The organism is Blastococcus sp. CT_GayMR19 (assembly GCF_004570385.1).
GTDB lineage: Bacteria > Actinomycetota > Actinomycetes > Mycobacteriales > Geodermatophilaceae > Blastococcus_B.
This window is the reverse complement of sequence record NZ_SPQL01000004.1, coordinates 20988-46735: the sequence shown is the minus strand read 5'-3', so window position 1 is coordinate 46735 and position 25748 is coordinate 20988. Positions and strand designations below refer to the sequence as shown.

Sequence of the window (25748 nt, the reverse complement as noted above, 5' to 3'; positions counted from 1 at the left end):
CCGGGACCGTATCGAGCCGCCCCAGTGCCCGCCGATCAGGCGGCGACGGCCTCGCCGACGGGAAGGCGCCCGGTGCGAACGGCCCAGCGCTCGAACAGCACCGTCGCCAGCGGCGGCACCGACGCGGCGAGGGCCAGCAGCGTCGTCGGCACGTCCCACCGCAGCACCCGGCTCGCGACGAGCGAGACGACGACGTAGGCCACGAAGATCCCGCCGTGGATCGGGCCGAAGATCTGGACGCCGGCCTCGGATGCCTGCGGCACGTACTTGACGTACATCCCGGCGAGCAGGCCGAGCCATGAGAGGGCTTCGGCGACGGCGACGATCCGGAAGGCGGCGACGGCGGTACGCGGGTTCACGTCCCGATCGTCCCCGACCGGTCAGCCGAGACAGGCCCGGCCACGGTGTGAGATCTCGTACCCCACGGGAAGGCTGCAGGTGAGTCCGAGCTCCTTGAGCTTCCGGACGTCGCGCTTGAACGGCAGCGTCTCCCGCCCCAGCGACGCGGCGAGGTCGGGCGCCCGGACGCCCGGGTTCTTCTCGATCAGCCGCAGCAGGTCCCGGGTCCACGGGCCGTCGGCCCGGGCGGCGTCCCAGCGGTCCAGCCGCTGGTCGAGAGCCCGCCGGTCCTCGTCGGACAGCTCGGACTGCTCGCGCAGGGCCACCCGCGGGTCCGGACCCGCGGCGCACACGCGCATCCGGTAGACGCGCGCTCCCGAGCGGCGCTCCAGCAGCCGGCGGAGCTCGGCCAGCGAACGGACGCCGCTGCGCAGGGCGTCGTCCTCGGTGAGCGTGTCCGGATCCACCTCCTCGACCGACTCGACCCGGATCACGCCGGCGCCCGTCCGCTGGGTGCCTCCGGGGCGCACGCGCGGCCGGTCCCACCGGCGGAAGGCCAGCGTCACCGTCCCGTCGGCGATCCCCGCGGCGGTGGCCGGGCTGATCAGCACTGTCCGATCCTGGCAGGTCGCCCGAGGAGTCCCCGCCGCATGGTGACAGGGTCGGCCCCGTGCGGGGGCTGGCGCGGCGCGAGTTCTGCCTGGTCCTGCTGCGCCGGATGGCCGACGTCCGCCCGGATCTGGTGGCCGGGGCACTCCCCCGGCTGGGCGCGACGCGGGCGGAGGCGCACGCGGCGCACACCCGATGGCAGGCGCTGCAGCACTCGCCCCGCGGGCCCCGTGGGCTGGGGCTGCGGACGGCGGTCCTCGGCCCGCCGGCGGAGCTCGAGGACCGGCGGTTCGGCGACTTCGACGTCCAGGTCCGCCGCTGGCCGCTGCCGCTGTGGCCGCACCTCTACTGGGAGGTGCTCAGCGGCCCGGGTGGATCGGTGCTGAACGAGCACCTCGTGCGGGCGCCCGGCTCACCGATCCCCCCGGCGGACGCCGAGAACCTGCTCGTCTGGGAGCACGTGCTGGACGACGTCGTCGGCCTGCCGGGCGCGGCAAACGCCGACCCCGGCGTCGTGACCCGCTGGGAGTTGCACCTACCGGGCGGCGTGCGGGCGGTGTTCGTCTGGGGACTGCTCCAGCGGGTGGATCAGGCGATGCGCCGCGCGCCGCTGTAGCCGCCCATGAGCGGGGCGACCTTCACCACGTCGCCGGAGGTGGGCGCGTGGACCATCTGCCCGTTGCCGATGTAGATGCCGACGTGACTGACCGGGCTGTAGAAGAAGACCAGGTCGCCGGGCTGCAGCTGATCGCGGGACACCGGCTGCCCGATCTGGGCCTGCAACCGGCTGGAGTGCGGCAGGGAGATGCCGGCGGCGCGGTAGGCGTAGGAGGTCAACCCGGAGCAGTCGAAGGAACCGGGGCCGGAGGCGGCCCAGACGTAGGACTTGCCGCGCTGCGCCATGGCGGTGTCGACGGCGGTCTGCGCAGCGGCGGAGTCGGCGACGACGGGGCCCACGGCTGCCAGCGGCGCACGCTCGGCCCGGCTGGCGCGGTCGCCGCCGTGGTGAGCGGCGACGGCGGCCCGCTGCTCCTGGGCGCTGAGCGCATCGAACGCGGCCTGGTACCCGGCGACCTCGGCCTGCAGCGCCGTCTGCTTCGCGGCGACGGCGTCGAACTGGGCCTGGGCCTCGGTGGCGGCCTGCCCGGCGACGGCCTGGGCCTGGGCGGCCGCGACGTTGGCGACGGCGGCCTGCTGGAGGATCTCGTTCTGGTGGCCGGCGATGGACTGCAGGGTGGCCATCCGGCCGACGAACTCGTCGGCGGAGTCGCTCGTCATGAGCGCCCGGAAGGACCCGATGCCCTCGCCGGTGTACGCGGTCCGGGCGATGCCGCGAACCTGCTCCTGGGCGCCGCCGAGGGCGGCGGTGGCCTGCGCGAGCTGGGCCGCGGCCGCCTCGGCGGCCGAGCGCTGGGCGCGCAGCGCCTCCCGGGCCTCGTTGAACTCCTCCGTCACGACCTCGAGCTCGTGCCCCCGGGCCGCCACCAGCTCCGCGGCCGCGGCCGAGGTGGTCGGCGTGGCCTGCGCCGGCGCCGGGACGAACAGGACGCCCAGGACCGCCGCGGCGGCGATCAGGGCACGTCCCCGAGCGGCGGGACGACGGGAGGGCGCGGGGGGAGCCGCGTCGAGGGGGGTCGCCATGGGGCCGGCGGCACTCCGTTTCTCTGCGCAGCCGCCTGTCCGGGACCGGATGCGGACGTGCTTCCTCGGCGCGGGGGCTGCGGGCCTCCGCGCTGCACCTTCCTGGGTCCCGGTCCGGCACCAGTGGGCCGGCTCGGCGGCGTCCCGCGGGTCGTCACTGCTGCAGTGACTGACAGCCCCGAAGAACACACTCACCGTAAGGGCTGTTACCGGGGCGTGACAATGACAGAGATGTTATTTGTGGACTTTCCCGCATCCGGGCGGCGTCCCGGTACCTGCCGTCACTCCCGCCCCACGCAACGACCACCCCGATCGCCCGGCACCCTGGATGCCCTCGCGAAGGGCCGCTGACCTGCGGCTACTACCGTCCGCGGCGTGATCCGCAGCAGCTACGACGTCGTGGTCGTCGGAGGTGGCCACAACGGACTGGTGGCCGCCGCCTACCTCGCCCGCGCGGGCCGGTCGGTCCTGGTCCTCGAACGGCTGGCGCAGGTCGGCGGAGCGGCCGTCAGCCAGCAGGTCTTCGAGGGCATCGACGTGCGGCTGTCCGCCTACTCGTACCTGGTCAGCCTGCTGCCGGACCGGATCGTCGACGACCTCGGCCTCGAGGTGCGGCTGAGCGACCGGGCCGTCGCCTCGTACACCGCCACGCTGCGCGACGGCCGGCCGGCCGGCCTGCTGGTCGAGCGGGACGAGGGGCCCGCGACCGCCACGTCCTTCCGGCAGCTCACCGGCTCCGACGCGGAGTTCGCCGGCTGGCAGCGCTTCTACGCGCGGCTGGCCACCCTGGCCGAGGACCTCGCCCCGACGCTCACCGAGCGGCTGCTCTCCCCGGCGCAGCTGGCGGCCCGTCTCCGCGAACCGCAGCTGTGGCACGACCTGCGGGAGCGGCCGCTGGCCGACGTCGTCGCCGACCACCTCAACGACGACGTCGTCCGCGGCGTGGCCCTCACCGACGGCCTGATCGGCACGTTCGCCGACGTGCACGCGGCCGACGGCCTCGCCGGCCGCTGCTTCCTGTACCACCTGGTCGGCAACGGGACGGGCCGCTGGCGCGTACCGGTGGGCGGCATGGGCGCGGTGTCCGGGGCGATGGCGGCCGCCGCGCGGCGGGGCGGGGCCGAACTGGTCACCCGGGCGACGGTCACCGCGCTGGAACCGCGGGCCGACGGCGTCACCGTGCACTGGACCGACGACGACGGCCGCAGCGCCGCCGTCGACGCCGGACACGTGGTCGGCGGTGTGGCCCCGACCGTGCTGGCCGGACTCACCGGAGCCGACCCCGGGCCGCGCCCGTCCGGGTCGCAGCTGAAGGTGAACATGGTGCTGGCGCGGCTGCCCCGGCTGCGCTCGGGTGCCGACCCGGCCGTCGCGCTGGCCGGCACCGTGCACGTGGACGAGGCCGCGGGGCAGCTGGACGCGGCGTACGCGCAGGCGGCGGCCGGGCAGCTGCCCGACGTGATCCCGTTCGAGGTCTACTGCCACTCGCTGACCGACCCGTCGATCCTCGGCCCGGTCGAGCGGGCCGGCGGCGCCCACACGCTGACCCTGTTCGGCCTGCACACCCCGGCCGAACTCTTCCGCGGCGACCCGGTGGGCGTGCGGCGCGAGGCCGTCCGCCGGGTGGTGGCCCAGCTCGACGCGCACCTCGAGGAGCCCCTGCTCGACTGCCTGGCGCGCGACGCCTCGGGCGATCCCTGCCTGCAGGCCGCCTCGCCGCTGGACGTCGAGGCGTCGCTGGCCATGCCGGGCGGGCACATCTTCCACGGCGACCTCGCCTGGCCGGTCGCCGCCGACGACGAGCAGGTCGGTACCTGGGGCGTGGCCACCGACCACCCGCGGATCGTCGCGGCGTCCTCGGGCGGGACCGTCCGCGGTGGGGCCGTGAGCGGGCTCGGCGGCTTCGCGGCCGCCCAGCACCTGCTCGGCGGCTGACGCCCGCAATCCCCGCTCGCCGGGCGGCGCGGCCCCGGGCCTGGTGACATGGACGCCGATGACCAACGACGGCTCGGTCCGCCCGGGCCGCGCGGCGGCCGCGCGCGGCGCCGTCCCCGAGCTCGTGGCCGGGGTGCGGCGCCGCCTCGAGGGTCGCGACCTCGCCCTGATCGCGGCCGGGCTCACGTTCTATGCCGGGATCGCCGTCGTCCCGCTGCTGGTGCTGGCGTTCGGGCTGACCGCCCGCCTGACGTCCCCCCGCCGCGTGTCGGAGCTGGGCGACCGGCTGGCCGAGCTCCTCCCGGCCGAGCTGGGCGCACCGGACGCCGTCATGCGCCTGGTGGAGGCCGGCATCGGCCTGGGGCTGCTGAGCGGGCTGCTCGCGCTCCTGCCGATGACCTTCTACGGCGAGGGGCTGCGGCGGGCCCTGCTCCGGTTCAGCGGCCGGCGCGAGGGGATGACCGGCTGGCGCGGGCGGCTGGCGGCGCTGCCGGTCCTCGTGGTGGCCCCCGTGCTCCTGTACCCGCTGCTGCTCACCGTCCCGGTGATGGCCGACCTGGCCCGGGACGGCGGCGCGCTCGCCACCGTGGGTCGCGTCGCGGTGGGCTTCTACGGGGTGCTGGCCGCGCTCACCCTTCCGCTCGCGTGGGGGTTCCGGGTCGTCGGCGCCGGGCGGGTCCGCTGGTCCGCGCTGGCGATCGGCGCGGCGTTCACGGCCGCCTGCCTCTCCGGCTTCCTCCAGGGCTTCGTGCTGTTCCTCGCCCTGCCGCTGGACCTCGGGGCGCCCTTCGGTGGCCTGACCGTGGTCGGCGGCGTCGTCGCCGTGGGCCTGTGGCTGTTCCTGCTGCACCTGGTCGTGCTCGTCGGGTGGCTGCTCACGCAGTCGCTCGACGACCTCCTCGCCCGGAGGTCGGCCGCCGCGCCGGGCGGGGCGCACCCGGGAGGGGCGCGCCCGGGCGGGGTGCGCCCGCTCCGCTGAGCCCTCGCCGGCCGGGACCGGCACGCGCTAGGCGGGAGGCGTCACGGGTGGCTCGGTCACCGGCGGCGGCTCGGGAGCGGGCGGCTCGGGAGCAGGCGCCGGCGCCGGGGTCGGCGTGGGGGCTGGCCGCGGCGCGGATCCCGAGCCGTTGCTCACCAGGATCGAGACCAGCTGCCCGGGCACGGCGCGGCCGCCGCGGGACGGGCTGGTGCCCACCAGCGATCCCGCCGCCTTGCTGCTGTTGGTCCGCACCGTGGTGTGCCGGAAACCGGCATCCGTGAGCACCGTGCGGCAGTCGCTGACCGAGCTGCAGCCCGGCACAGTCACGGTGTTGCCGCGGACGACGGTCGGGTCCGCCGGCGGGAAGTCGCCGCTCCCGCGCGCGGTCAGGATCGGCGCCATGGCGTCCCGCCAGATGGTCGCGCCCTTGCCACCGCCGTAGCCCCCGACGTCCTCCTCCTCCTTGGGGTTGAAGACCATCACGCTGGCGGCGATCTCGGGGGTGTAGCCGACGAAGGCCACCGAGTTGGTGTTCTGCGTCGTCCCCGTCTTGCCGGCGATCTGGTGGCCGGGGACGTAGGCGCGCGATCCGGTCTGCCCCCGGTTCCCGGGTTCGACGTCCTTGCGCAGCATCTGGTTCAGCGTGTTCGCGACGCCCGACGGGATGGCCTCGGGCGTGCACGTGTTCCCGACAGGCAGGGGCTCGCCGTCGTCGCCGGCCAGCGGCTTCCCGAAGCGGTCGAGGACGGCGGTCACCGGGACGACGTCGCAGTGCGTACCGGAGGCCGCCAGCGTCGAGTAGGCGTTGGCCAGCCCGAGGGGACTGGTGGCGTCGGGGCCGAAGGTGAAGGAGCCGCGGTTCTCGGCGATGACCGTCTCGGCCAGGTCGGCCGGCCCGAAGTCGTAGAGCCCCATCGCCTTCGCCATGCGCACCGGCTCCTCGACGCTGCCGAGCGCGTCCTCCAAGGCGAGGAAGTAGGTGTTGGAGGACTGGTAGAGCGCGGTCGTGAGGTCCAGCGTCGCGCGGTACCCGTTGGTGGCGTTGCGGACGTCGTAGCGCCCGCCGTTCTTCTTGAAGACCTTCGAGTAGTACGGGCTCGGCGCCGTCAGCGTGTAGGTGGACGAGTAGCCCCGGGCGAGCGCGGCCGCGGCCACGAAGACCTTGTACGTGGACCCGGCGCCGCGGCTGGGGGCCTCGTTGAGGTTGAACGACTCCTGCGTGGGGTCGCTCAGGTCGTAGCCGAAGGTCCGGTTGACGCTCATCGCCAGCAGGTGCCCGGTGCCCGGCTGCACGGCGGTGAACGTGCCGGCCACGGACTGACCCAGATCGAGGGTGTTCAGGACGGCGGAGTCACCGGCGCGCTGCAGGTCGGCGTCCAGGGTGGTCTGGATGACGAGGCCGCCGCGCTCGAGCTGCTGCTGGGTGATCCCGAGGGTCGTGGTCAGGTACTTCTGCGCGAAGTCGCAGACGTAGGCGCCGACGCTGGCCTGCACGCACCCGCGGCGCGGCGCGGGTGCCGGCGCCAGCCCGAGCGGCGCCGCCGTCGCCTCGGCCTCCTCGGCCGGGGTGATGTAGCCCTGCGCGGCCATCCGGGTGAGCACCTGGTTGCGCCGGACGGTGGCGGCCTCGGGGTTGGTGAAGGGGTCGTCGTCGACCGGGCTGCGCACCAGCCCGGCCAGCAGGGCGGCCTGGGTCAGGGTGAGGTCGGCGGCGTCGACGCCGAAGAAGGCGCGGGCCGCGGGCTGGATCCCGTAGGCGTTCTGCCCGTAGTAGACGATGTTGAGGTACCGGGTGAGCAGCTCGTCCTTGCCGTAGGTGTCCTCGAGCGCCAGGGCCAGCCGTGCCTCGCGCAGCTTGCGGCCGAGCGTCTTGTCGGTGGCGGCCACGCGCTCTTCCTCGGACTGCCCGGCCTGGAGCAGCGTCTGCTTGACCAGCTGCTGGGTGAGCGTCGAGCCACCCTCCTGGACCTCCCCGGCCACCACGTTCTTGACCAGCGCGCGCAGGGTGCCCTGCACGTCCACGCCGCCGTGCTCGTGGAAGCGGGCGTCCTCGATGGCGACCAGCGCCTGCTTCATGATCTCGGCGATCTGGTCCGGCTCGACGGGGTCCCGGTTCTCCGCGTAGAAGGACGTGATCACCTCACCGTTGGCGGCGAGCATGACGGTGTTGCCGGGCGGGGGTGCGTCGGTCAGCTCGATCGGCGGATCGCCGAGCAGGCCCGTCGTCTGCTGGGCGGCCAGCGCGGGGCCGCCCACCCACGGGAGCAGGAGCCCGGCGAGCAGGGTTCCGGCGAGCACGATGGTGAGGACGAGCGTGCACAGCGTGCGGACGCGTCCCGTACGCGAATCCATGGCCCTCCCCCTCCGATGCGAGCCTCACCACAACAGAGACGCGCCCGGGTCACAACCTCCCGCGCCGCACCGGAGGCCGGCCGTGCCGTCCGCGCGAATCTCCGGTCACACCTGTCCCAGGGCCTCCGCCACCGGGACGGCGAGGGGCGCGGGGAGGTCGCCGCGGTGCAGCACCACGAGCGTGCTCACCGCCCGCGTGAGGACGACGTAGAGGCGGTGCAGCCCGCGGGGTTCCGCGGCGACGATCGCGGCCGGGTCCACCACCACGACGGCGTCGAACTCGAGCCCCTTGGCCAGGGTCGCCGGCACGACCGCCACCCGGGCCGCCGCATCGTCGTCGTCGGTGAGTGCGGCCGCGGGCAGCCCGGCCCCGGCCAGCAGCCCGACCACCTCGGCCACCGCGCCGTCCGCGCAGACCACGCCGATCGAGCCCGGCGAGCCGACTAGCCCGGCGACGACCTCGGGCAGCGGGCCCGCGAGCGCCGACACCGGCCGGACGGTGAGCGAGCCGGGCTCCGAGCGGATCGCCGTGGCGGCCGGCAGGTCCGGCGCGATCAGCGGCAGCAGGCGGTTGGCGAAGTCCAGCACCTCGCCGGGCACCCGGTAGCCGCGGGTCAGCGGACGGACGACGGTGGCCGGCCGGCCGAGACCCGCCAGCGTCTCCTGCCAGTCCGACGGCGACCACGGGCTCGTCGCCTGCGCGAGGTCGCCCAGCACGGTGAGCGAGCCGGCCGCCAGCCGCCGGGCCACCGCGCGGCACTGCATCGGCGAGAGGTCCTGCGCCTCGTCCACCACCACGTGCCCGTAGCCCGGCGTGCGCTCCAGCAGGCCGGCGACCTCGTCCACGAGCACGGCATCGGCGTCCGTCCACGCCGCGGCGCGGATCGACCGGGCGGGCCGGTGCAGCAGCGCCTGCTCCTTCTCGTCGAGGATGCCGCGCGCCGCCCGGGCCAGCCGCGCCGGATCGGTCCACAGGTCGTGCACCACCCCGGCCGCGTCACGGGCCGGCCACACGTCGTCGCAGAACGCGCGCACCTCGGCGCTGCGCGCTGCCCGGGCGGTCTCGGCGTCGGTGGGGCTGCCCCCGGCCTCCTCCTTCTGCCGGCGGGCGTCCTCCGCGAGGAGCGTGGCCACCCGCTCCCGGCCGGCGGCGTAGTGCAGCAGCTGCTGGTCGTCGTCCCCGCGCCCGCGGCGGCGGACGTCGTCGACGTACCGCTTGAGCCGCTCGACCGGGATGCGGTACCGCCGGCCGGAGAGCGGAACCTGGATCGACTCGGCCGGCTTGGCGATCTCGCCCCACAGCGCCCGGCGCAGCACCTCGGCCAGGCGGGCGTCGCCCTTGAGGACGGCGACGTCGGGCCGGTCCACCCCACGGACCGGCACCCGCGCGGTGAGCGCGGCGACCGTCGTCTGGTCGACGTCGACCTCGCCGAGGGTGGGCAGCACCTGCTCGATGTAGCGGAGGAACGCGCGGTTGGGTCCCAGCACCAGCACGCCGGTCTGGGCGAGCTGGCCGCCGTGCGTGTAGAGCAGGTAGGCCGCGCGGTGCAGCCCGACCGCCGTCTTGCCGGTGCCCGGCGCCCCCTGCACGCAGATCGACTCGCTCAGCGGGGCCCGCACGATGTCGTCCTGGTCGGGCTGGATCGTGGCGACGATGTCGCGCATCGGGCCGCTCCGGGGGCGCTCGATCTCCTCCCGGAGGAACGTCCCCGGCCCGTCGTCGGCGGCGAGCCGCTCGTCCTCGTAGCCGGTCAGCTCGCCGTCGGCGAAGCCGTAGCGGCGGCGGCGCACCAGGCCCTGGGGATCGGCGGCGCTGGCCTGGTAGAACGGCCGGCTCATGGGGGCGCGCCAGTCGATGACCACCGGGTCGCCGGCGGCGTCGCGGACGTGCCGGCGGCCGATGTGGAAGGCCTCGGAGTCGGTGTCGGTGCGGCCGAAGAACGGCGGGACACCGGGGTCGGCGGCCAGGGCGCGGAGCCGTTCTGCGCGGGCGGCGCCGAGCCGCTCGGCGGCCCAGGCGTCCACGCCGGCATCGGTGATCGCCGCGGCGGCGGACCGCATCTCGGTCAGGCAGTGGGCCGCCCGCGCCAGGTGGGCGCGCTCGGCGGCGAGGACGGGATCGGGGGCGGGGGTCACCGTGACACTGTCGTCCTCCGGACGACACCGCCGCCAGGCGTCGTCCCCCGGGCGCGTTGAGCCGTTTCGTCGCGCCTGCGCGGAGCCCTCCGGACCCCACTCGGCACGACCTTCCCAGTCAGGTCCGATCCTCAGGCTCCAGGATGTGGACGTCGATGGCGCGGAACTGCTTCGGGGTCTCGAGCAGCACCGCCTTGGTCGGCTCCCCCACGTCGAGGGCCGGCTCGCGGCGGAGTGCCGCCAGCGGCCGCAGCCGGGGATCGGCGAGGACGTCGTCGATCAGGCCGCGGTCACCGCCGGTGAACAGCGCGGCCACGCCGCTCGTGTGCGGGAGAAGCACCCGGACCGCCGTCTCGACGGCGTGCGCGACGACCGCGTCGGTCTGGTTGCCGCGGCGGCGGGCGTAGCGCTGCTGCGACGTGCCACCGGCCGCCGTGCGTCCCTGGACGAGCCGGGCGTCCACCTTGGAGACGACGAGGTCCGAGCCGTCGAAGATCCCGACCGCCCAGCGCCCCCGCCGGACGAGCAGCACCGCGGCCCGGTGCGGGATGCGGGCGGCAGCGGTGAATCCGGACAGCAGCGCCGGCTCGGGTTCCCAGTCGAACGGCGCCCGGAGCGTGACCGCCGTGGTGTCCGCGCAGGTGAGGTGCACCGCCCCGTCCGCGGTCGACACCTCGGTGAACGCACCGTGCCGCTCCGCGACGCCGTCCAGCCAGCGGCCGAGGCGCTCGGGCGCCACGCCCAGCCGGCGGCCACCGCCCGCGGCGGGACGGGCGCGGGTCACCGGCTCCCGGTCCGGCTCAGGCCGCCGCCTCCGAGGCGCGGCCGCCGGTCGTGGGCAACCCCGCGGCCGCCCAGGCGACGAAACCGCCGATGACGTCGACGGCACGGGTCAGCCCGAGGGTCCGCAGCGTGTCCGCTACGAGGCTCGAGCTGTAGCCCTCGTTGCAGAGGACGAGGACCTCGAGGTCGTAGCCGGTCACCTCCGGCAGCCGGTCGGGGCCGGCCGGGTCGAGCCGCCACTCCAGGACGTTGCGGTCGATCACCACGGCGCCCGGCACCTCGCCGTCCCGGTCCCGTTGCTCGGACGGCCGGGTGTCGACCAGCAGCGCCCCGGCGGCAAGGCGGCTCCAGGCCACCGCCGGCTCGACCCGCTCGATCCGGCCGCGCACCCGGGCGAGCAGCTCGTCGACCGTGCAGGAACCGGCCGGCCGGTCGGGAGCGCCCGCCTCGGCCGGCCAGTGCGGAGCGGCCCCGGCCATGCCGGCCACCTTAGCCGCGGCCGCCGCTCAGGACCTGTCGGTCAGGAGCCCGGTCAGAAGCTCTCGGTGACGAGCGTCTGGAACTCCTCGGGCGATTCGAGGACCTCGGCGACCAGGGCCGCCGTCTCCTCGCCACCCAGCGGGTCGACGGGCCGCTGCTGCTCCTCGAGCTCGCTGAGGAGTTGCTCGTCCTCCATCACGCAGGTGAAGGCCTCGCGGAGCGCCTCGACGCTCGCCTCGGGCATCTCGGGGGAGGCGATCAGTGCGCGGCCGGTCTGCCCCAGGGCCACCAGGTTGTCGATGATCTCCTTCGCGTCGCCCTCGGGGGCTGCGGCGTCGTAGATGGTCGGCACGTCGGGCAGCAGTGGGTCGGCCTCCTCGTCGATGGTGACCAGCGGCTGCACCTCCCCCGCCTCGATGGCGCTCAGCTGGCTGTCGACCGGGAGGATGTGCGCGTCGGCGTCCCCGGCGATCACGGCGCCGCGCGCCTCGGGCGCGCCCGCGAAGCCGGTGACGACCTCGAACGGGAACTCGTACGCGGCCCCCACGATGTTCGGGGCGAGGTAGTCGTTGGCCCCGGGGCCCTGCGCGACGAAGCGCACGGCCTCCTCAGCGGCGACGACGTCCTCGAAGGACTCGAAGCCGCTGTCGTTGCCGACGACCAGGACGTTCGGCGGAGCGGAGACCCGGCCGATCCAGTTCAGGTCGTTGAGGTCGAAGTTGGCCCCTTCCTCCCCGGCGATCTGGGCGGAGACCAGGCCGACGGTGTTCACGATCTGGAAGCGGTTCTCGTCCGCAGGGGAGATCGCGGTCTTGTTGGTCGCCACGAGGCCACCGGCGCCGGCCTCGTTCTGGACGGTGACCGTCGCGTCGAGGCACTCCTCGAAGTAGGGCGCCAGGCTGCGGGCGTACACGTCGTAGCCGCCACCGGGCTCGTAGGGGACGACGAAGTCGAGGCGGGCCCCGGCGAAGGGGGCCTCCTCGCCGCCACCGCCACCACCGCCGCCGCCTCCGGCACCGCCGCCGGCACCGCCGCATGCGGTCAGCGCGCCCCCGAGCAGGACGGTCAGCGTGGCCCGCCCGTAGGTACGAGATCGGGTGCGGCTCCGGTTGACTGCCACGGCGGGCTCCTCTCCTCCCCCGGCGTCGCCGCCGCGGGGTTCACACCACGACGCCCCCCTGCGGCGTAATGGCCCGACCATTAGACCATCAGATTCCCTCTGTCGGGAATTGCGAGCTGCGCGGAGCGTGCGGACACCGGGGGCCGGCTCAGCGGGCGAGGGCGGGGATGACCGCGTGCTCGGCCGGCACGCGCAGCATCCGGTTGCACACGGCGACGACGACCGCCGCCACCGCCGCGGCCACCGTGGCCACGACGAAGGACGTGTTCGCGCCGGCCACGTCGACCAGCTTGCCCGCGACGGAGGAGCCGACCGCCACGCCCAGCCCCAGGGCGGTGCCGATCCAGGTGAACGCCTCCGTGACCGACGCCCGGGGCACGAGCACCTCCGCGAGGGTGAACGAGCTGATGAGGGCCGGCGACACGGCCACGCCCGCGATCACGACGAACGGGACCATCAGCCAGACGTCGCGCACCACCAGCAGCGGGAGGCTCAGCAGGGTCATGAGCACCAGGACCGCGGTCAGCCGGTGCCGCAGCGGGAGCCGCCAGTGGACGGCGCCCCAGCCGATGCCGCTGGCCATCGAGCCGAGCGCCAGCCCGGCGATCAGCACGCCGGCCATCGGCTTGACCCCCACCTCGTCGGCGAAGGCGACCAGGGCGATCTCCAGCGCGCCGAGGATGGTGCCCACGGCGGCGCCCACCACGAACAGCACCCGCAGCCCGCGGACCCGCATCGCGGACGGCCCGTTGCGGTGCTCGTGCGGAGCCGGGGGCGGCTCGGTGCGGGCCTGGGCGGCGAAGAGCAGGCTGCCCACCGCGGCCAGGGCGAAGGCGGTGACGACGCCGCTGGTCGCGTGGCCGGTCGTGGACAGGAAGGTGACCAGGACGGGCCCGACGATGAACACGAACTCGTCGACCACCGACTCCATCGCCAGCGCAGTGGGCAGGCGGTGGCTGCCGCGCAGCAGATGGGTCCAGCGCACCCGGATCATCGAGGAGACCGGCGGGATGCAGGCGCCCGCCAGCCCCGCCGAGAGGAAGACGATCGACAGGTGCCAGTCCTGGCGGACCGCGAAGAGGAACGTCACCCCGGACGGCACGAACACGGCGAGCACGGGCAGCAGCACCCGGCGCTGCCCGTGGGTGTCGGCGAGGCGGCCGAGCACCGGCCCGGCCAGGGCCGTGGTGACCGCACCGACGGCGGCGACGGCGCCGCCGAGCCCGTAGGACCCCGTCTCGGCCGCGACCAGGAGCACGCACCCGAGACCGACCATCGACAACGGCAGCCGCCCGATGAACGCGGCCAGCACCATCGGCAGGGCGTGCGGGGTCCGCAGCACCTGGAGGTAGGGATTGGCCACGGGCGGGGAAGCCTGACGTCCGACGAAGTGGGGCGCCCGTCACGCTACCGACCCGGGACCCCGTCGGCCTGGGAAGGGCCGGGCGGCCCCGGGACGGCCGAGGCCCAGAACCGGATCGGCTCTGGGCCTCGGGCGTTCAGCGCCGGGTCAGTGGAGCCGGCTCTTCAGGATCTCCAACTCGTCCCACATCGTGCTGGGGAGCTTGTCGCCGAACTTCTCGAACCATTCGGTGATCTGCGGGATCTCCTCGCGCCACTCCTCGGGCTTGACCGCGAGGGCCTGCTCGACCTGCTCCCGCGTCATGTCCAGGCCGGACACGTCGAGCGAGTCCACGGTCGGCACGTGGCCGACCGGGGTCTCGACGGCGGCCGCGGTGCCCTCGAGGCGCTCGACGACCCACTTGAGCACGCGGCTGTTCTCACCGAAGCCCGGCCACAGGAAGCCGCCGTCCTCGTCCCGGCGGAACCAGTTCACGTAGAAGATCCGGGGCAGCTTGGTGGAGTCGTGCTGCTTGCCGGTGTTCACCCAGTGGGAGACGTAGTCGCCGGCGTTGTAGCCGATGAACGGCAGCATGGCGAAGGGGTCGCGGCGGACGACGCCGACCGCACCGGTGGCCGCGGCGGTGGTCTCCGAGGAGAGCGTCGCGCCCATGAACACGCCGTGGTTCCAGTCCCGGGCCTCGCTGACCAGCGGGATCGTGGTCTTGCGGCGGCCGCCGAAGAGGATCGCCGAGATCGGCACGCCCTTCGGGTCGTCGTACTCCGGCGCGAGGATGGGGCACTGGGTGATCGGCGTGCAGAACCGGCTGTTCGCGTGGCTGGAGGGCTCGTCGCTCTCCGGCGTCCAGTCCCGGCCCTTCCAGTCGATCAGGTGGGCGGGGGGCTCCTCGGTCATGCCCTCCCACCAGACGTCGCCGTCGTCGGTGAGCCCGACGTTGGTGAAGACCGAGTTGCCCTTGTCGATCGCGCGCATGGCGTTCGGGTTGGTGTCCCACCCGGTGCCCGGGGCGACGCCGAACAGGCCGTACTCGGGGTTGAGGGCGTAGAGGCGGCCGTCCTCGCCGAAGCGCATCCAGGCGATGTCGTCGCCGAGGGTCTCGACCTTCCAGCCCGGGATGGTCGGCTCGAGCATGGCCAGGTTCGTCTTGCCGCAGGCCGACGGGAAGGCGGCGGCGACGTAGTACACCTTCTGCTGCGGGCTGATCAGCTTGAGGATGAGCATGTGCTCGGCCAGCCAGCCCTCGTCGCGGGCCATGACCGAGGCGATCCGCAGGGAGTAGCACTTCTTGCCCAGCAGGGCGTTGCCGCCGTAGCCCGAGCCGTAGGACCAGATGGTCCGCTCCTCGGGGAACTGCACGATGTACTTCGTGTCGTTGCAGGGCCAGGGCACGTCCTGCTGGCCCTCGTCGAGCGGGGCGCCGACCGAGTGCATGGCCGGCACGAACGGCCGGTCCTCGCCCATCGCCTCGAGGATGTGGCTGCCGATCCGGGCCATGACCCGCATCGAGACGACGACGTACTCGGAGTCGGTGAGCTCCACGCCGAACATGGGGTTCTCGGCCTCGACCGGGCCCATGCAGAACGGGATGACGTACATCGTCCGGCCGCGCATGCACCCCCGGTACAGCTCGGTCATGACCGACTTCATCTCGGTCGGGTCCATCCAGTTGTTGGTCGGACCGGCGTCGGCCTCGTCGACCGAGCAGATGTAGGTGCGGTCCTCGACGCGCGCCACGTCGCGGGGGTCGGAGGCGCACCAGAAGGAGTTGGCCTTCTTCTCCAGGCGGGTGAAGGTGCCCGCCGCGACCAGCTTCTCGGTGAGCCGGTTCCACTCCGCGTCGCTGCCGTCGACCCAGACCACCTCGTCGGGTGTCGTCAGCTCGGCCATCTCACGCACCCAGGCCAGCAGGCGGGCGTGGGTAGTGGGGGCGTTGTCGAGACCGGGGGTGGCCACGGAAGTCACGGCGTCTCCATCCTGTGGGTAGCCGGGGCTGGGTCGTGCGCCGGCAGAAGTGCTGTTCGTTCAGGACGTCGCCGCGGTGCGCACGACGTCCGGGTCGGGTAAGCGTAGCGAGTGTTCACAGTCCTGTAATCGTGAGAGACGTTACGTCTAGGACGTCTGCTTTCACCCCGGAAGAGGGAGACGGGGACCGGCGTTGGCACCCTCCCGTGAGCACCCCCGCCCTCTTCGCGCCCCTGACCCTCCGCGGCCTGACGCTGCCCAACCGCCTGGTGGTGGCCCCCATGTGCCAGTACTCGGTGAGCGACGGCCTCGTCGGCGACTACCACCTGGTGCACCTGGGACGGTTCGCGCTGGGCGGGTTCGGCCTCGTCCTGGTGGAGGCGACCGCCGTGACCCCCGAGGGGCGGATCAGTCACGGCGACGTCGGGCTGTGGTCCGACGAGCACGTCCCCGGCCTCGCGCGGGTGGCCGACTTCCTGCACGCGCACGGGTCCGCCGCCGGGATCCAGCTGGCCCATGCCGGCGCCAAGGCCAGCAGCCTGCGCCCCTGGGAGGGCAGCGGTTCGGTGCGGCCCGGGAAGTCCCGGCCGGGCGAGGAGCCGTGGCCGACGGTGTCGGCCAGCGCCGTCCCGGCCGGGCCGGGCTACTCGACGCCGTCCGCGGTTACGGCGGACGAGCTGGCCGGGATCCGGGACGCGTTCGTCGCTGCCACGGCGCGGTCCCTGGCCGCCGGTTTCGACGTCGTCGAGATCCACGCGGCGCACGGCTACCTGCTGCACCAGTTCCTCTCCCCGCTGTCGAACCGCCGGGACGACGGGTACGGCGGTTCGCTCGAGAACCGGATGCGCTTCCCGCTCGAGATCGTCGACGCCGTCCGCGCCGCCTGGCCGGCCGACAAGCCGCTGTTCGTCCGCGTCTCCTCCGTCGACGGCTCGCGGGACGGCCTGACGGTCGAGGACACCGTGGCCTTCGCACGGGAGCTCAAGGCGCGTGGCGTCGACGCCGTCGACACCTCCGGCGGTGGGCTGGGCGGTGGCTGGGAACACCCGATCGGCTACGGCTACCAGGTGCCCTTCGCGGCGAAGGTGCGCGCCGAGGCGGAGATCGCCACGGTCGCCGTCGGCCTGATCGTCGACGCCCGCCAGGCCGAGGCGATCGTGAGCTCCGGCTCGGCCGACCTGGTGGCCATCGCCCGGGAGGCGCAGGACGACCCGAACTTCGCCCTCCACGCCCACCGCGAGCTGACCGACGGATACGACGTCTACCCGGTGCAGGCGGGGCCACGGCTGGCCTCGCGCTCGCAGCTGCTCGGCACGCTCGGCCCGTGGACCGGCCCCGACCCCGTGCAGGTCGGGCTGCCCTCCTGACCCGCGCTCCCCGGTCGTCGTCCGCACTCCCGGAGTTCGGCAGCTCTCCTGGGGCGCGGGAAGGGCTCCGGTAGCGGCCCGGGAGCTCTACCGTGCGGCGCCATGGCGAATCGATCGGCGCTCGCTGCCGTCTCCGCGGCTCAGCTCGCCGCCCAGCTGGCCGGGCACGTCGTCGCCGTGCGCCGGGGGCGCCACTTCGACGTGCCGTTCATGACGGGCAGCCCCGAGCACATCACCCGTGACTGGCTCTGGTTCGGCACGGCCTACAGCGCCCCGCCCTACCTGCTCGCGCCCCAGCTCTGGGCCACCGCCCGGCTGCTCCGCGCGCCCGACGAGCGCGCCCGCTGGGTGCTCCGGTGGCTGGGCACCGGGCTGATGTCGGGCTATCTGTGCGAGCGGTCGAGCCGGGCGCGGATCCGCCCGGGCGGATTCGACCCGATCGAGACGCCGATCGTCGTCGTCGGGTGGGGCGGGGTGATCGCGATGGCGCTCCTGAGTCGCCGCGCCGGCTGAGCGAGTGAGCGCGCACGAGGGCCCCGAACGGGCCTTCCCGCGGCCTGGCGTGCTCGGCATGTCGAGCCGGGGACTGCTCGTCGCGACCTCGACGGCCCAGCTGGGCGCTCAGCTGGCCGGCCTGGCGGTCGCCGTCGGTCGCAAGCGGTACTTCGACGTCGGGTTCATGCGCGGCTCCCCCGAGCACATCGGGCGCGACGCGGTGTGGAACGGCACGGCGTACAGCGCCCCGGTCACGATGCTGATCACCCAGCTGTGGGCGGTGCGGCGCCTCGCCGCCGGGCCGGACGATCTCGCCCGGCGGGTGCTCGGCCTCCTCGGCACCGTCAACGTTCCCGGCTACCTCTCCGAACGGTTCTTCCGACAGCACCTGCGGCCGGGCGGATGGGACCCCGTCGAGACGCCGGTGCTCGCCGCGAGCATCGCCCTGGCCGCCGGGATGGCCGTGCTCGGGCACCGCGCTCAGGCGGGGCGGTAGCCGGGGCCCACCTCGGCCCAGAACGAGTCCCAGTCGGTCGGCTGCGGCCGGCCGCTCAGCTCGGCGCCGAGCTTGTCCAGATACCAGTGCCAGCCGCCCGCGAAGTCGGCGACGTCGGCGCCGGCCGGGAAGAACTGCACGAAGCGCAGCACCGTGCGGCCGCCCTCCACCCACAGGTCGAGATCGATCCGCCAGGCGTCCGTGTCCTGCTGCACCCACTCGATCACCAGCCGGCGCGGCGGATCGCACTCGACGATCGTGGTCGGCTCACCGGCAGGCTCGCCCCCCTCGTGCGTCATCGCGAAGGTGCCGGTGCCACCCGCCCGCCGTTCGCCGTCGTACCTGCCGATCCAGCGGGCCAGGCGGTCGGGCTCGGTCAGCGCCGACCAGACGTCCTCGATCGGGTCGGGCCACGAGCGCCGGAACTCCAGCCGCTGCCGGCCGTCGTCCTCCCGGGTCACCACGCCGCGCCGGGTCTCGAGGTCTTCTGTCATCGGGAGTCTCCTGTCGTCCGTTCCCGCCGGCCGCGGGCGATCTCGGTGTCCAGTGCGTCGAGCCGCTGCGCCCACAGGTCGCGGTAGGGCTCCAGCCAGTCGTCGAGCTCCCGCAACGGCGCCGGGTCAAGCGTGTAGAACCGCCGCTTCCCGTCGACCCGCGCCCGGACCAGCCCGGCCGCCCGGAGCACGCGCAGGTGCCGGCTGATCGCCGGACGGCTCACCGGGAAGCCCTCGGCCAGCTCACCGGCGGCCCGCTCGCCGTGCGCGAGCAGCGCCACGATCTCCCGGCGGGTGGGATCCGCCAGTGCGGTCAGCGCCTCCACGGCGTATGCGTAACACGTCGGTTACGCGTTGGCCAGGCATTCGGACCCGGGACGCCGGGGCATGCGCCTCGGATGACCGTCACCGATCCCGACGTCCCCGATCCGCGGGGCGACCCCCGTACCGCGCAGGCCGATCCCGGCGCCTACGGCCAGGGCGCCGACCTCGCCTCCGCCGAGGACGACCCCGCGGCCACCGGCGAGGAGGAACTCGCGGCGGGTGGGACCGAGGCCGACGACGCCGGCGGGCTGCCGGTCATGGGCGGCATCCCCGACTCGGGTGGCCCGGAGCACGAGCCCGACGTCGACACCGGCGGGCCGTTCACCCAGGCCGCACCGCCCACCTGACCGGTGGAGGGGTCGCCCGGGCCCGTGCGGTGCCCGGGTGACCGCCCCGGGACGGACCGGTCCGCTCGTTTTCCGACCCACCGTCACGGGAATGCCCACGTCGTCCGGCGGCTCTCCGGCACCGAACAGGGCGGTCCGGCGACGCAGTAGCCGCACGGCGAGGTCGGCGGCAGGATGACCGCGTGATCAAGACCCCGCTGACCCGCTGGTTCGACCTGACGACCCCGGTCATCGGGGCCCCGATGGCGGGGGTGTCCGGCGGCGAGCTCGCGCGTGCCGTCTCGCTGGCCGGTGGGCTGGGGATGATCGGGATCAGCGGGTCCCACCGTGCGGAGTTCGTGACCGAGCAGTGCGCGATCCCGGCGGAGGCGCAGGTGCCGTTCGGCGTCGGGCTGATGATCTGGGTCCTGGAGACCAGGCCCGACCTGTTCGAGGCGACGGTCGCGGCGCAGCCCAGCCTGGTCTCCGTCTCCTTCGGCGATCCCGCGCCCTACGTGGGACCGCTGCACGACGCCGGGATCGCCGTCTGCACGCAGGTCAACACCACCGCCGACGCCCACCGCGCCCTCGACGCCGGCGTCGACATGCTGGTGGCCCAGGGCACCGAGGCCGGCGGGCACACCGGCCGGCGGGCCACCCTCCCGCTGCTGCAGGAGGTGCTCACGCTGACCGATCGCCCGGTGGTGGCGGCGGGCGGCATCGCGACGGGGCGCGGGATGGCCGCGGCCCTCGTCGCGGGCGCCGCCGCCGTATGGGTCGGGACGCCGCTGCTGTCCTGCGTGGAGGGCCTCAACTCGCCCGCCGCCCGCGAGCGGATCCGCGCGGCCACCGGGGACGAGACCGTCCTGACCCGCGCCTTCGACGTCGCGGAGGGCATCGCCTGGCCGGAGCGCTGGCCGGGGCGGGCCCTGGTCAACGACTTCAGCCGCACATGGCACGGCCGGGAGGACGAGCTGCAGGACGACGCGGACGCGCGCCGCCTCGTGGTCGAGGGACGGCGCACCGGAGATCCGGACAACGCCCCCCTCTACGCCGGGGAGTCCGTCGGCCTGGTGACGAGCGAGCGCTCGGCCACCGACGTGATCCGCGAACTCGACGCGGAGGCGGAGAAGGCGCTGCGGGCCGTTCCGCGTCTGCTCAGCTGATTCAGACGGCGCAGCTGCCGTCCTCGCAGCCTTCGGCGGCCGGAACCGTCACGAGCGGGTGGGCGTCGGCCCAGGCCCGCTCGAGGATCTGCAGCAGCAGGTCGGCCGGCTGCGCGCCGGCGGCGCCGTACTTCCGGTCGACCACGAAGAACGGGACCCCGGTGGCGCCCAGCGCCTGCGCGGTGGCGCCGTCCGCACGGACGGCCGCCAGGTAGCGGCGGTCGGCGAGCGCCTCGCGCACCTCGGCCTCGTCCAGCCCCACCTCGACGGCGAAGGGGACCAGCGAGTCGACGTCGAAGACCGGGCGCCCCTCCTCGAAGTAGGCGTGCAGCAGCCGCTCCTTGAGCTCGTTGCGCTTCCCGTGCTCGTCGGCCAGGTGCAGCAGCTCGTGGGCGAGCAGCGTGTTGCCGCTGAGGCTGTCGGCCAGGCGGTACTCCAGGCCCTCGTCGGCGGCGACCCGCTCCACGTGCTGCTGCATGCCCCGCATCTCCTCCTCGCTGCGGCCGTACTTGGCGGCGAGCGCGGGGAGGGTCGGGTGCGTCGTCCCCTCGGGGACGCTCGGGTCGAGCTGGAACGACCGCCAGACGACCTCGACCTCGTCGCGGTGCGGGAACCGCTCGAGCGCTGCCTCCAGCCGGCGCTTCCCGATGTAGCACCACGGACACACGACGTCGGACCAGACCTCTACCTGCATGCCCGGCCCAACTTCGTTGCGTCTTCAAGCATTCCGTGAGGGGCCGGGTCGAGCCGAGCGGGGCCCGGAGGGTCCCGCGCAATGACACTGCGGTCCTCCGGACCGCACCGCGGCCACGTGCCGTCCCCCGCTGGGCAGAGCCGTTGCGTCGCGCCTGCGCGGAGCCCTCCGGGCCCCACTCGGCACGACAGTGCAACTACCTCACGCCGACGAGGTCGACGACGAAGACCAGGGTCGCGCCCGGCTTGATGACGCCGCCCGCGCCGCGCTCGCCGTAGGCCTTGTGCGCGGGGATGGTCAGCCGGCGGCGACCGCCGACCTTCATCCCGGCGATGCCCTCGTCCCAGCCCTGGATGACCATGCCGACGCCGAGGCGGAACTCCAGCGGGTCGCCGCGGTCCCAGGAGGCGTCGAACTGCTCGCCACCGTCGTGCGTGACGCCGACGTAGTGGGCGCTGACCAGGCTGCCGTTCGTCGCCTCGGGCCCGTCGCCGACGGTGATGTCCTCGATGACGAGGTCGTCCGGTGCCGGCCCGGTGGGCGGCTCGACGTCCGGTCGGCTCAGCTCGGCCACGGTGCTCCCTCCTGCGCCGGGAACCTCCCGACACCGCCCACCATCCAAGCAGCGGCCGCCCGGCGGCGCAGGAACCGGGAGGTCAGACGCGGTCGAGCTCGCCGGCCGGAGACTCCTCCGTGCCCGGCTCCGCCCCTGCGTCCAGGGGATGCGCGATCTCGTCGGCCGGCATCCGGGCGGCGAGGATCGCCACCACCGCGAGGACCGGCGGAGCCAGGCCCGCGACGAGGAACGCTCCGGTCAGGCCGATCAACTCGCTGACCGGCCCGGCGAGCGCGAGGGACACCGGCATGAACGCCAGCGACACGAAGAAGTCCAGGCTCGAGACGCGGCCCAGCATCGCCGGGGGCACCCGCCGCTGCAGCAGCGTGCCCCAGATGACCATGCCGACCTGGAAGGACGCCCCGGTGACGGCGCCGGCCGCCACCATGGCCCAGATGTTCGAGCTCAGCCCGAAGACGACCAGCGGCACGCAGCCCAGGCCCCACACCAGGTTCATGACGGTCAGGTAGCGCCGGGGCAGCCGCAGCGAGGCGATCACCAGCGAGCTGAGCGCCCCGCCGATGCCGAAGGCGGCCAGCACGTACGCGTGCTGCGCCGGGCCTCCGCCGGCGTCGCGGACGGCGAAGGGCATGAGCACCTCGAGCGGGCCGATCATCGCCAGGACCATCAGCGAGGCGAAGGCCAGCGTGGCGAACAGCCACGGCGTCCGCACCAGGTACCGGAACCCGTCGCGGACGTCGCCGAACAGCCCGCCGACCGGCGCCTCGGGGTCGCGGCGGACCGGCGTCGGCGGCAGCGCGAGGACGCACCCGGCGGCGCCGGACGCGGCCAGCGCGGTCGCGGCCAGCGCCGCCCCCGGGGAGAACGCCGACACCAGCGCCGCGGCGGCGGCCGGCCCGGCGGCGTCCACCAGCACCGGACGCAGCACGCCCTCCAGCCCGTTGGCGGGCAGCAGGTCCTCGGCGGGGAGCAGCGCCGGCACCAGCGCGGAGTACGCCGGGTAGTACAGGCCGGCCGCGAGCCCACCGGCCAGCGACACCGCGGCGAGGTGCCACACCGCGATGAGCCCGGTCAGGGACAGGGCCGCGACCAGCGCGATGGTCGCCGTCTGCACGAGCGCGACCGCCACCAGGATGTGCCGCTGCGGGATCCGGTCGGCGAGGGCTCCACCGAACAGCGTGCTGCCCAGCATGCCGACCGCGGAGAGGCCGCTGACCAGCGACAGTTGCGCCGGTCCGCCGTCGAGGGCGACCACCTGCCAGACGAGCGAGACGATCCACAGCCCCGAGCTGAGCAGCGACAGTGCCATCGACGCCGCGAGCAACCGGTAGGCAGGGTGCCGCAGCGGCGCGAGTGCGCGCGGCAGCGATGCCATGGGAAGCCTCCTCGGGGGTGGGGTGTCCATGGTGACCGACGGCAGTGCCAGGACGCAGCCGCTTTACGGGACGCCCGCGGAGGGCGGAACGGCCGGCGGACCCTGCCGCGGCTAGTGTCCCGACGCATGCTGGATCACCTCTCGCTGCAGGTCGCGGACGTGGACGCCGCGGCGACGTTCTACACGCGGGTGTTCGCCCCCTGCGGCGTCCGCGAGCTCATGCGGCACGAGAGCCCCGGCGGCGCCGTCGTCGGGCTCTGCGGCCCCGACAACTACCCGAAGCTGTGGCTCGGCTCGCTGGTCGACGACGGCGTCCGCCCCGTGCACCTGGCGATCGCCGCCCCCTCGCGGGATGCCGTCGACGCGGTGTTCACGGCCGCCCGGGACGCCGGGGCCGAGATCCTGCACGAGCCGCGGGTCTGGCCGGAGTACCACCCCGGCTACTACGGCGTCTTCGTGCGCGATCCCGACGGCAACAACGTCGAGGCCGTGCACCACACCTGGCCATCGGCGTGACCCCTGAGGACGCCCCCTGGTGGACCCGGGCCGTCGTCTACCAGATCTACCCGCGCTCGTTCCAGGACTCCGACGGCGACGGGATCGGGGACCTCGGCGGCGTCCTGCAGCGGCTGGACCACCTGAGCGACCTCGGCGTCGACGTCCTGTGGCTCTCACCGGTCTACCCCTCGCCGCAGGCCGACAACGGCTACGACATCAGCGACTACCAGGACATCGACCCCCTGTTCGGCACGCTCGAGCAGCTGGACGAGCTGATCGCAGAGCTGCACCGCCGCGGGATGCGGCTGGTCATGGACCTGGTCGTCAACCACACCAGCGACGAGCACCCGTGGTTCGTGGAGTCCCGGTCGTCCCCCGACTCACCCAAGCGCGACTGGTACTGGTGGCGCCCGCCGCGCCACGGCATGGCGGTGGGCGACCCCGGCGCGGAGCCGACGAACTGGCAGGCGTTCTTCTCGGGCTCCACGTGGGAGCTCGACGAGGCCAGCGGCGAGTACTACCTGCACCTCTTCGACCGCAAGCAGCCCGACCTCAACTGGGAGAACCCCGAGGTCCGGCAGGCGGTGTACGGGATGATGCGCTGGTGGCTCGACCGGGGGGTCGACGGCTTCCGCATGGACGTCATCAACATGATCTCCAAGGACGTCGCGCCCGACGGCCACCTGCACGACGGTCCGCCGCTGCCCGGTTCGGCGCTCGGCGACGGGTCGGCGTCCTACCTCTGCGGTCCCCGGATCCACGAGTTCCTCGCCGAGATGCACCGCGAGGTCTTCGCCGGCCGCGAGGACAGCTTCCTCACGGTGGGCGAGATGCCCGGGGTCACAGTCGAGGAGGCGGCCCTGTTCACCGACCCCGCGCGGGCCGAGGTGGACATGGTGTTCCAGTTCGAGCACGTGGGGCTCGATCACGGGACGTCGAAGTGGGACATCCAGCCGCTGCGGATGCGGGACCTGAAGGCGTCCTTCGGGCGGTGGCAGAACGGGCTGGCCGACGTCGGCTGGAACTCGCTCTACTGGGACAACCACGACCAGCCGCGCGCCGTCTCCCGGTTCGGCGACGACAGCCCCGAGTTCCGGCGCGACTCCGCCACCTGCCTGGCCACGCTGCTGCACCTGCACCGGGGGACGCCGTACGTCTACCAGGGGCAGGAGTTCGGGATGGCCAACTACCCGTTCGGCACCCTGGACGACTTCTCCGACCTCGAGTCGCTCAACCACTACGTGCACGCGGTGTCCATGGGCGCGGACCCGGCGCACGTGCTGGCCGCGCTGCGCCGGATGAGCCGGGACAACGCCCGGACGCCGGTGCAGTGGGACGACTCGCCGTCCGCCGGGTTCACCACCGGGACCCCGTGGCTGGCGGTGAACCCCGACCACGTCGACTGGAACGCCGCCCGGCAGCGGCAGGACCCGCAGTCGGTGCTCGCCCACTACCGCCGGCTGATCGCGCTGCGGCACGAGGAACCGGTGGTCGCGATCGGCGACTTCGCGATGCTGCTCCCGGACCATCCCGAGGTCTACGCGTTCACCCGCTCGCTGGACGACGTGGTGCTGCTCGTCGTCTGCAATCTCAGCCGGACGCTCCAGCCGCTGGCCGAGCAGCTGCCGGAGGCACGGGACGCCGATCTCGTGCTGGGGAACCTGCAGGGCGTGGATCCGGCGGTGCTGCGGCCGTGGGAGGCCCGGGTCCTGCGGGTGCGGTGAGGGCCTGCTCAGTCGTCGTCGTGGTCGTCGTCGTGGTCGTGCCAGCCGTCCCCGCTGTGCCCGCCGTACCCACCGTGCCCGTCGTCGTCGAATCCCCCGCCCGACGTCGCCGCCACGAGCGACAGCAGGGCCAGCAGCGCGACCGTGGCGACGGCGAGGCGGGGCCGGGAGCGGACGCCGCCGCGGAAGCGCCGCCAGAGGCCGGCGACGGCGGTGCGCACCTGAAGCCAGACCAGGAGCGCGAGGGCGCGCCACCCGGGCGCGACCGGTGCGGACACGGCGGCGGGTGGCAGGTCGGCCGTCAGCCGCGGGAGCTCGTCCCGGAAGCGCGCGCCGTAGGCGGCGGCCACGCGCTCATCCCCTTCCTCCAGGGTCAGGAGTCCGCGGGCGATCGCATCGAGCAGCGTCCGCACGGCCGCCTCCCGGTCGGCATCGGATGCCCGCAGCCGGGGCGGCGGTTCCTGCTGCGGCGGGAACGGCTCGGTGGCCAGGGACTCCAGCAACGGGGCCATG

At 74.2% G+C, this 25748-nt stretch carries 26 protein-coding genes; 10 read left to right on the top strand and 16 right to left on the bottom strand.

Annotated elements, in window-relative coordinates:
* Window positions 1-35: 35 nt before the first annotated feature.
* Both E4P39_RS07095 and E4P39_RS07090 read right to left on the bottom strand, forming a co-directional pair.
* On the bottom strand, window positions 36-359 hold the full coding sequence (locus E4P39_RS07095; protein WP_135135708.1) for a DUF3817 domain-containing protein: 324 nt from the start codon (window positions 357-359) through the stop codon (window positions 36-38).
* A 21-nt stretch (window positions 360-380) separates the two neighbouring features.
* The gene (locus E4P39_RS07090) at window positions 381-950 is read right to left on the bottom strand and encodes an ASCH domain-containing protein (RefSeq protein WP_135135707.1); all 570 of its coding nucleotides are present in this window, start codon (window positions 948-950) and stop codon (window positions 381-383) included.
* A gap of 59 nt (window positions 951-1009) precedes the next feature.
* Here E4P39_RS07090 and E4P39_RS07085 point away from each other — a divergent pair, with 59 nt between their 5' ends.
* On the top strand, window positions 1010-1564 hold the full coding sequence (locus E4P39_RS07085; RefSeq protein ID WP_135135706.1) for a hypothetical protein: 555 nt from the start codon (window positions 1010-1012) through the stop codon (window positions 1562-1564).
* On the opposite strand, the gene E4P39_RS07080 is transcribed toward E4P39_RS07085, so the two are convergent.
* Window positions 1537-2589: a C40 family peptidase gene (locus E4P39_RS07080; protein ID WP_135135705.1), complete on the bottom strand. Its 1053-nt coding sequence runs from the start codon at window positions 2587-2589 to the stop codon at window positions 1537-1539. The two genes, E4P39_RS07085 and E4P39_RS07080, sit on opposite strands and share 28 nt — an antisense overlap.
* Window positions 2590-2964: 375 nt before the next feature.
* On the opposite strand from E4P39_RS07080, the gene E4P39_RS07075 reads away from it, so the two are divergent.
* Entirely contained in the window at window positions 2965-4524 is a 1560-nt protein-coding gene (locus E4P39_RS07075; protein WP_135135704.1) for an NAD(P)/FAD-dependent oxidoreductase, read from the top strand.
* A 58-nt stretch (window positions 4525-4582) separates the two neighbouring features.
* Complete coding sequence (locus E4P39_RS07070) at window positions 4583-5503, top strand: YhjD/YihY/BrkB family envelope integrity protein (RefSeq protein WP_135135703.1); 921 nt, start codon at window positions 4583-4585, stop codon at window positions 5501-5503.
* A 27-nt stretch (window positions 5504-5530) separates the two neighbouring features.
* Here the strand turns inward: E4P39_RS07070 and E4P39_RS07065 are convergent, their stop codons facing one another.
* From E4P39_RS07065 to E4P39_RS07035, 7 genes are all read right to left on the bottom strand, one after another.
* On the bottom strand, window positions 5531-7855 hold the full coding sequence (locus tag E4P39_RS07065) for a transglycosylase domain-containing protein (protein WP_135135702.1): 2325 nt from the start codon (window positions 7853-7855) through the stop codon (window positions 5531-5533).
* A gap of 105 nt (window positions 7856-7960) precedes the next feature.
* A complete protein-coding gene (locus E4P39_RS07060; RefSeq protein WP_135135701.1) occupies window positions 7961-9991 on the bottom strand; it encodes an AAA family ATPase in 2031 nt (676 codons plus the stop codon).
* A 118-nt stretch (window positions 9992-10109) separates the two neighbouring features.
* Window positions 10110-10775, bottom strand: a complete 666-nt coding sequence (locus E4P39_RS07055; protein WP_135135700.1) for an acVLRF1 family peptidyl-tRNA hydrolase — start codon at window positions 10773-10775, stop codon at window positions 10110-10112.
* A gap of 16 nt (window positions 10776-10791) precedes the next feature.
* Window positions 10792-11253 (bottom strand): rhodanese-like domain-containing protein, encoded by a 462-nt coding sequence (locus E4P39_RS07050; protein WP_135135699.1) that lies wholly within the window; start codon window positions 11251-11253, stop codon window positions 10792-10794.
* A 53-nt stretch (window positions 11254-11306) separates the two neighbouring features.
* Window positions 11307-12374 (bottom strand): tripartite tricarboxylate transporter substrate-binding protein, encoded by a 1068-nt coding sequence (locus E4P39_RS07045; RefSeq protein ID WP_135135698.1) that lies wholly within the window; start codon window positions 12372-12374, stop codon window positions 11307-11309.
* 148 nt (window positions 12375-12522) lie between these two features.
* Entirely contained in the window at window positions 12523-13737 is a 1215-nt protein-coding gene (locus E4P39_RS07040) for an MFS transporter (RefSeq protein WP_135135697.1), read from the bottom strand.
* A gap of 147 nt (window positions 13738-13884) precedes the next feature.
* Entirely contained in the window at window positions 13885-15699 is a 1815-nt protein-coding gene (locus E4P39_RS07035; protein ID WP_135135696.1) for a phosphoenolpyruvate carboxykinase (GTP), read from the bottom strand.
* A gap of 206 nt (window positions 15700-15905) precedes the next feature.
* Between E4P39_RS07035 and E4P39_RS07030 the strand changes: the two genes are divergently transcribed.
* The 3 genes from E4P39_RS07030 (at window position 15906) to E4P39_RS07020 (ending at window position 18057) form a co-directional block, all read left to right on the top strand.
* Complete coding sequence (locus tag E4P39_RS07030) at window positions 15906-17066, top strand: NADH:flavin oxidoreductase/NADH oxidase (RefSeq protein ID WP_135135695.1); 1161 nt, start codon at window positions 15906-15908, stop codon at window positions 17064-17066.
* A gap of 102 nt (window positions 17067-17168) precedes the next feature.
* Window positions 17169-17579, top strand: coding sequence for a hypothetical protein (locus E4P39_RS07025; RefSeq protein WP_135135694.1), 411 nt, complete (start codon window positions 17169-17171; stop codon window positions 17577-17579).
* 4 nt (window positions 17580-17583) lie between these two features.
* Entirely contained in the window at window positions 17584-18057 is a 474-nt protein-coding gene (locus E4P39_RS07020; RefSeq protein ID WP_245159689.1) for a hypothetical protein, read from the top strand.
* Here E4P39_RS07020 and E4P39_RS07015 read toward each other — a convergent pair.
* A complete protein-coding gene (locus E4P39_RS07015) occupies window positions 18042-18551 on the bottom strand; it encodes an SRPBCC family protein (protein WP_135135693.1) in 510 nt (169 codons plus the stop codon). The genes E4P39_RS07020 and E4P39_RS07015 overlap by 16 nt on opposite strands.
* Entirely contained in the window at window positions 18548-18877 is a 330-nt protein-coding gene (locus tag E4P39_RS07010) for a metalloregulator ArsR/SmtB family transcription factor (RefSeq protein ID WP_135135692.1), read from the bottom strand. Before E4P39_RS07010 ends, E4P39_RS07015 begins: the two co-directional genes overlap by 4 nt.
* A 72-nt stretch (window positions 18878-18949) precedes the next feature.
* On the opposite strand from E4P39_RS07010, the gene E4P39_RS07005 reads away from it, so the two are divergent.
* Window positions 18950-19222, top strand: a complete 273-nt coding sequence (locus E4P39_RS07005) for a hypothetical protein (protein ID WP_245159688.1) — start codon at window positions 18950-18952, stop codon at window positions 19220-19222.
* A gap of 182 nt (window positions 19223-19404) precedes the next feature.
* On the top strand, window positions 19405-20367 hold the full coding sequence (locus E4P39_RS07000) for a nitronate monooxygenase (RefSeq protein WP_135135691.1): 963 nt from the start codon (window positions 19405-19407) through the stop codon (window positions 20365-20367).
* Between the two features lies 1 nt (window position 20368).
* Here E4P39_RS07000 and E4P39_RS06995 read toward each other — a convergent pair whose 3' ends face one another.
* The 3 genes from E4P39_RS06995 to E4P39_RS06985 all read right to left on the bottom strand — a co-directional run bounded on the left by E4P39_RS06995 (window position 20369) and on the right by E4P39_RS06985 (window position 23013).
* A complete protein-coding gene (locus tag E4P39_RS06995; protein WP_135135690.1) occupies window positions 20369-21061 on the bottom strand; it encodes a DsbA family oxidoreductase in 693 nt (230 codons plus the stop codon).
* Window positions 21062-21257: 196 nt separating this feature from the next.
* Window positions 21258-21635, bottom strand: coding sequence for an FKBP-type peptidyl-prolyl cis-trans isomerase (locus E4P39_RS06990; protein ID WP_135135689.1), 378 nt, complete (start codon window positions 21633-21635; stop codon window positions 21258-21260).
* A gap of 82 nt (window positions 21636-21717) precedes the next feature.
* The gene (locus tag E4P39_RS06985; protein ID WP_135135688.1) at window positions 21718-23013 is read right to left on the bottom strand and encodes an MFS transporter; all 1296 of its coding nucleotides are present in this window, start codon (window positions 23011-23013) and stop codon (window positions 21718-21720) included.
* A gap of 126 nt (window positions 23014-23139) precedes the next feature.
* Between E4P39_RS06985 and E4P39_RS06980 the strand changes: the two genes are divergently transcribed.
* On the top strand, window positions 23140-23529 hold the full coding sequence (locus tag E4P39_RS06980) for a VOC family protein (protein WP_135135687.1): 390 nt from the start codon (window positions 23140-23142) through the stop codon (window positions 23527-23529).
* Window positions 23526-25235, top strand: coding sequence for an alpha-glucosidase (locus E4P39_RS06975; RefSeq protein ID WP_209306407.1), 1710 nt, complete (start codon window positions 23526-23528; stop codon window positions 25233-25235). Before E4P39_RS06980 ends, E4P39_RS06975 begins: the two co-directional genes overlap by 4 nt.
* 8 nt (window positions 25236-25243) lie before the next feature.
* On the opposite strand, the gene E4P39_RS22610 is transcribed toward E4P39_RS06975, so the two are convergent.
* Window positions 25244-25747 carry a DUF1707 domain-containing protein gene (locus tag E4P39_RS22610; protein ID WP_209306406.1) on the bottom strand — a complete coding sequence of 168 codons (504 nt, stop codon included), beginning with the start codon at window positions 25745-25747 and terminating at the stop codon, window positions 25244-25246.
* Window position 25748 lies beyond the last annotated feature (1 nt).

What these genes read in the sequence shown, in the direction of transcription:
- E4P39_RS07080 (WP_135135705.1), bottom strand. Translation starts at nt 2,589, where the DNA reads ATGGCGACCCCCCTCGACGCGGCTCCCCCCGCGCCCTCCCGTCGTCCC.
- E4P39_RS07070 (WP_135135703.1), top strand. Translation starts at nt 4,583, where the DNA reads ATGACCAACGACGGCTCGGTCCGCCCGGGCCGCGCGGCGGCCGCGCGC.
- E4P39_RS07065 (WP_135135702.1), bottom strand. Translation starts at nt 7,855, where the DNA reads ATGGATTCGCGTACGGGACGCGTCCGCACGCTGTGCACGCTCGTCCTC.
- E4P39_RS07050 (WP_135135699.1), bottom strand. Translation starts at nt 11,253, where the DNA reads ATGGCCGGGGCCGCTCCGCACTGGCCGGCCGAGGCGGGCGCTCCCGAC.
- E4P39_RS07025 (WP_135135694.1), top strand. Translation starts at nt 17,169, where the DNA reads ATGGCGAATCGATCGGCGCTCGCTGCCGTCTCCGCGGCTCAGCTCGCC.
- E4P39_RS07015 (WP_135135693.1), bottom strand. Translation starts at nt 18,551, where the DNA reads ATGACAGAAGACCTCGAGACCCGGCGCGGCGTGGTGACCCGGGAGGAC.
- E4P39_RS07005 (WP_245159688.1), top strand. Translation starts at nt 18,950, where the DNA reads ATGACCGTCACCGATCCCGACGTCCCCGATCCGCGGGGCGACCCCCGT.
- E4P39_RS06995 (WP_135135690.1), bottom strand. Translation starts at nt 21,061, where the DNA reads ATGCAGGTAGAGGTCTGGTCCGACGTCGTGTGTCCGTGGTGCTACATC.
- E4P39_RS06985 (WP_135135688.1), bottom strand. Translation starts at nt 23,013, where the DNA reads ATGGCATCGCTGCCGCGCGCACTCGCGCCGCTGCGGCACCCTGCCTAC.
- E4P39_RS06980 (WP_135135687.1), top strand. Translation starts at nt 23,140, where the DNA reads ATGCTGGATCACCTCTCGCTGCAGGTCGCGGACGTGGACGCCGCGGCG.
- E4P39_RS22610 (WP_209306406.1), bottom strand. Translation starts at nt 25,747, where the DNA reads ATGGCCCCGTTGCTGGAGTCCCTGGCCACCGAGCCGTTCCCGCCGCAG.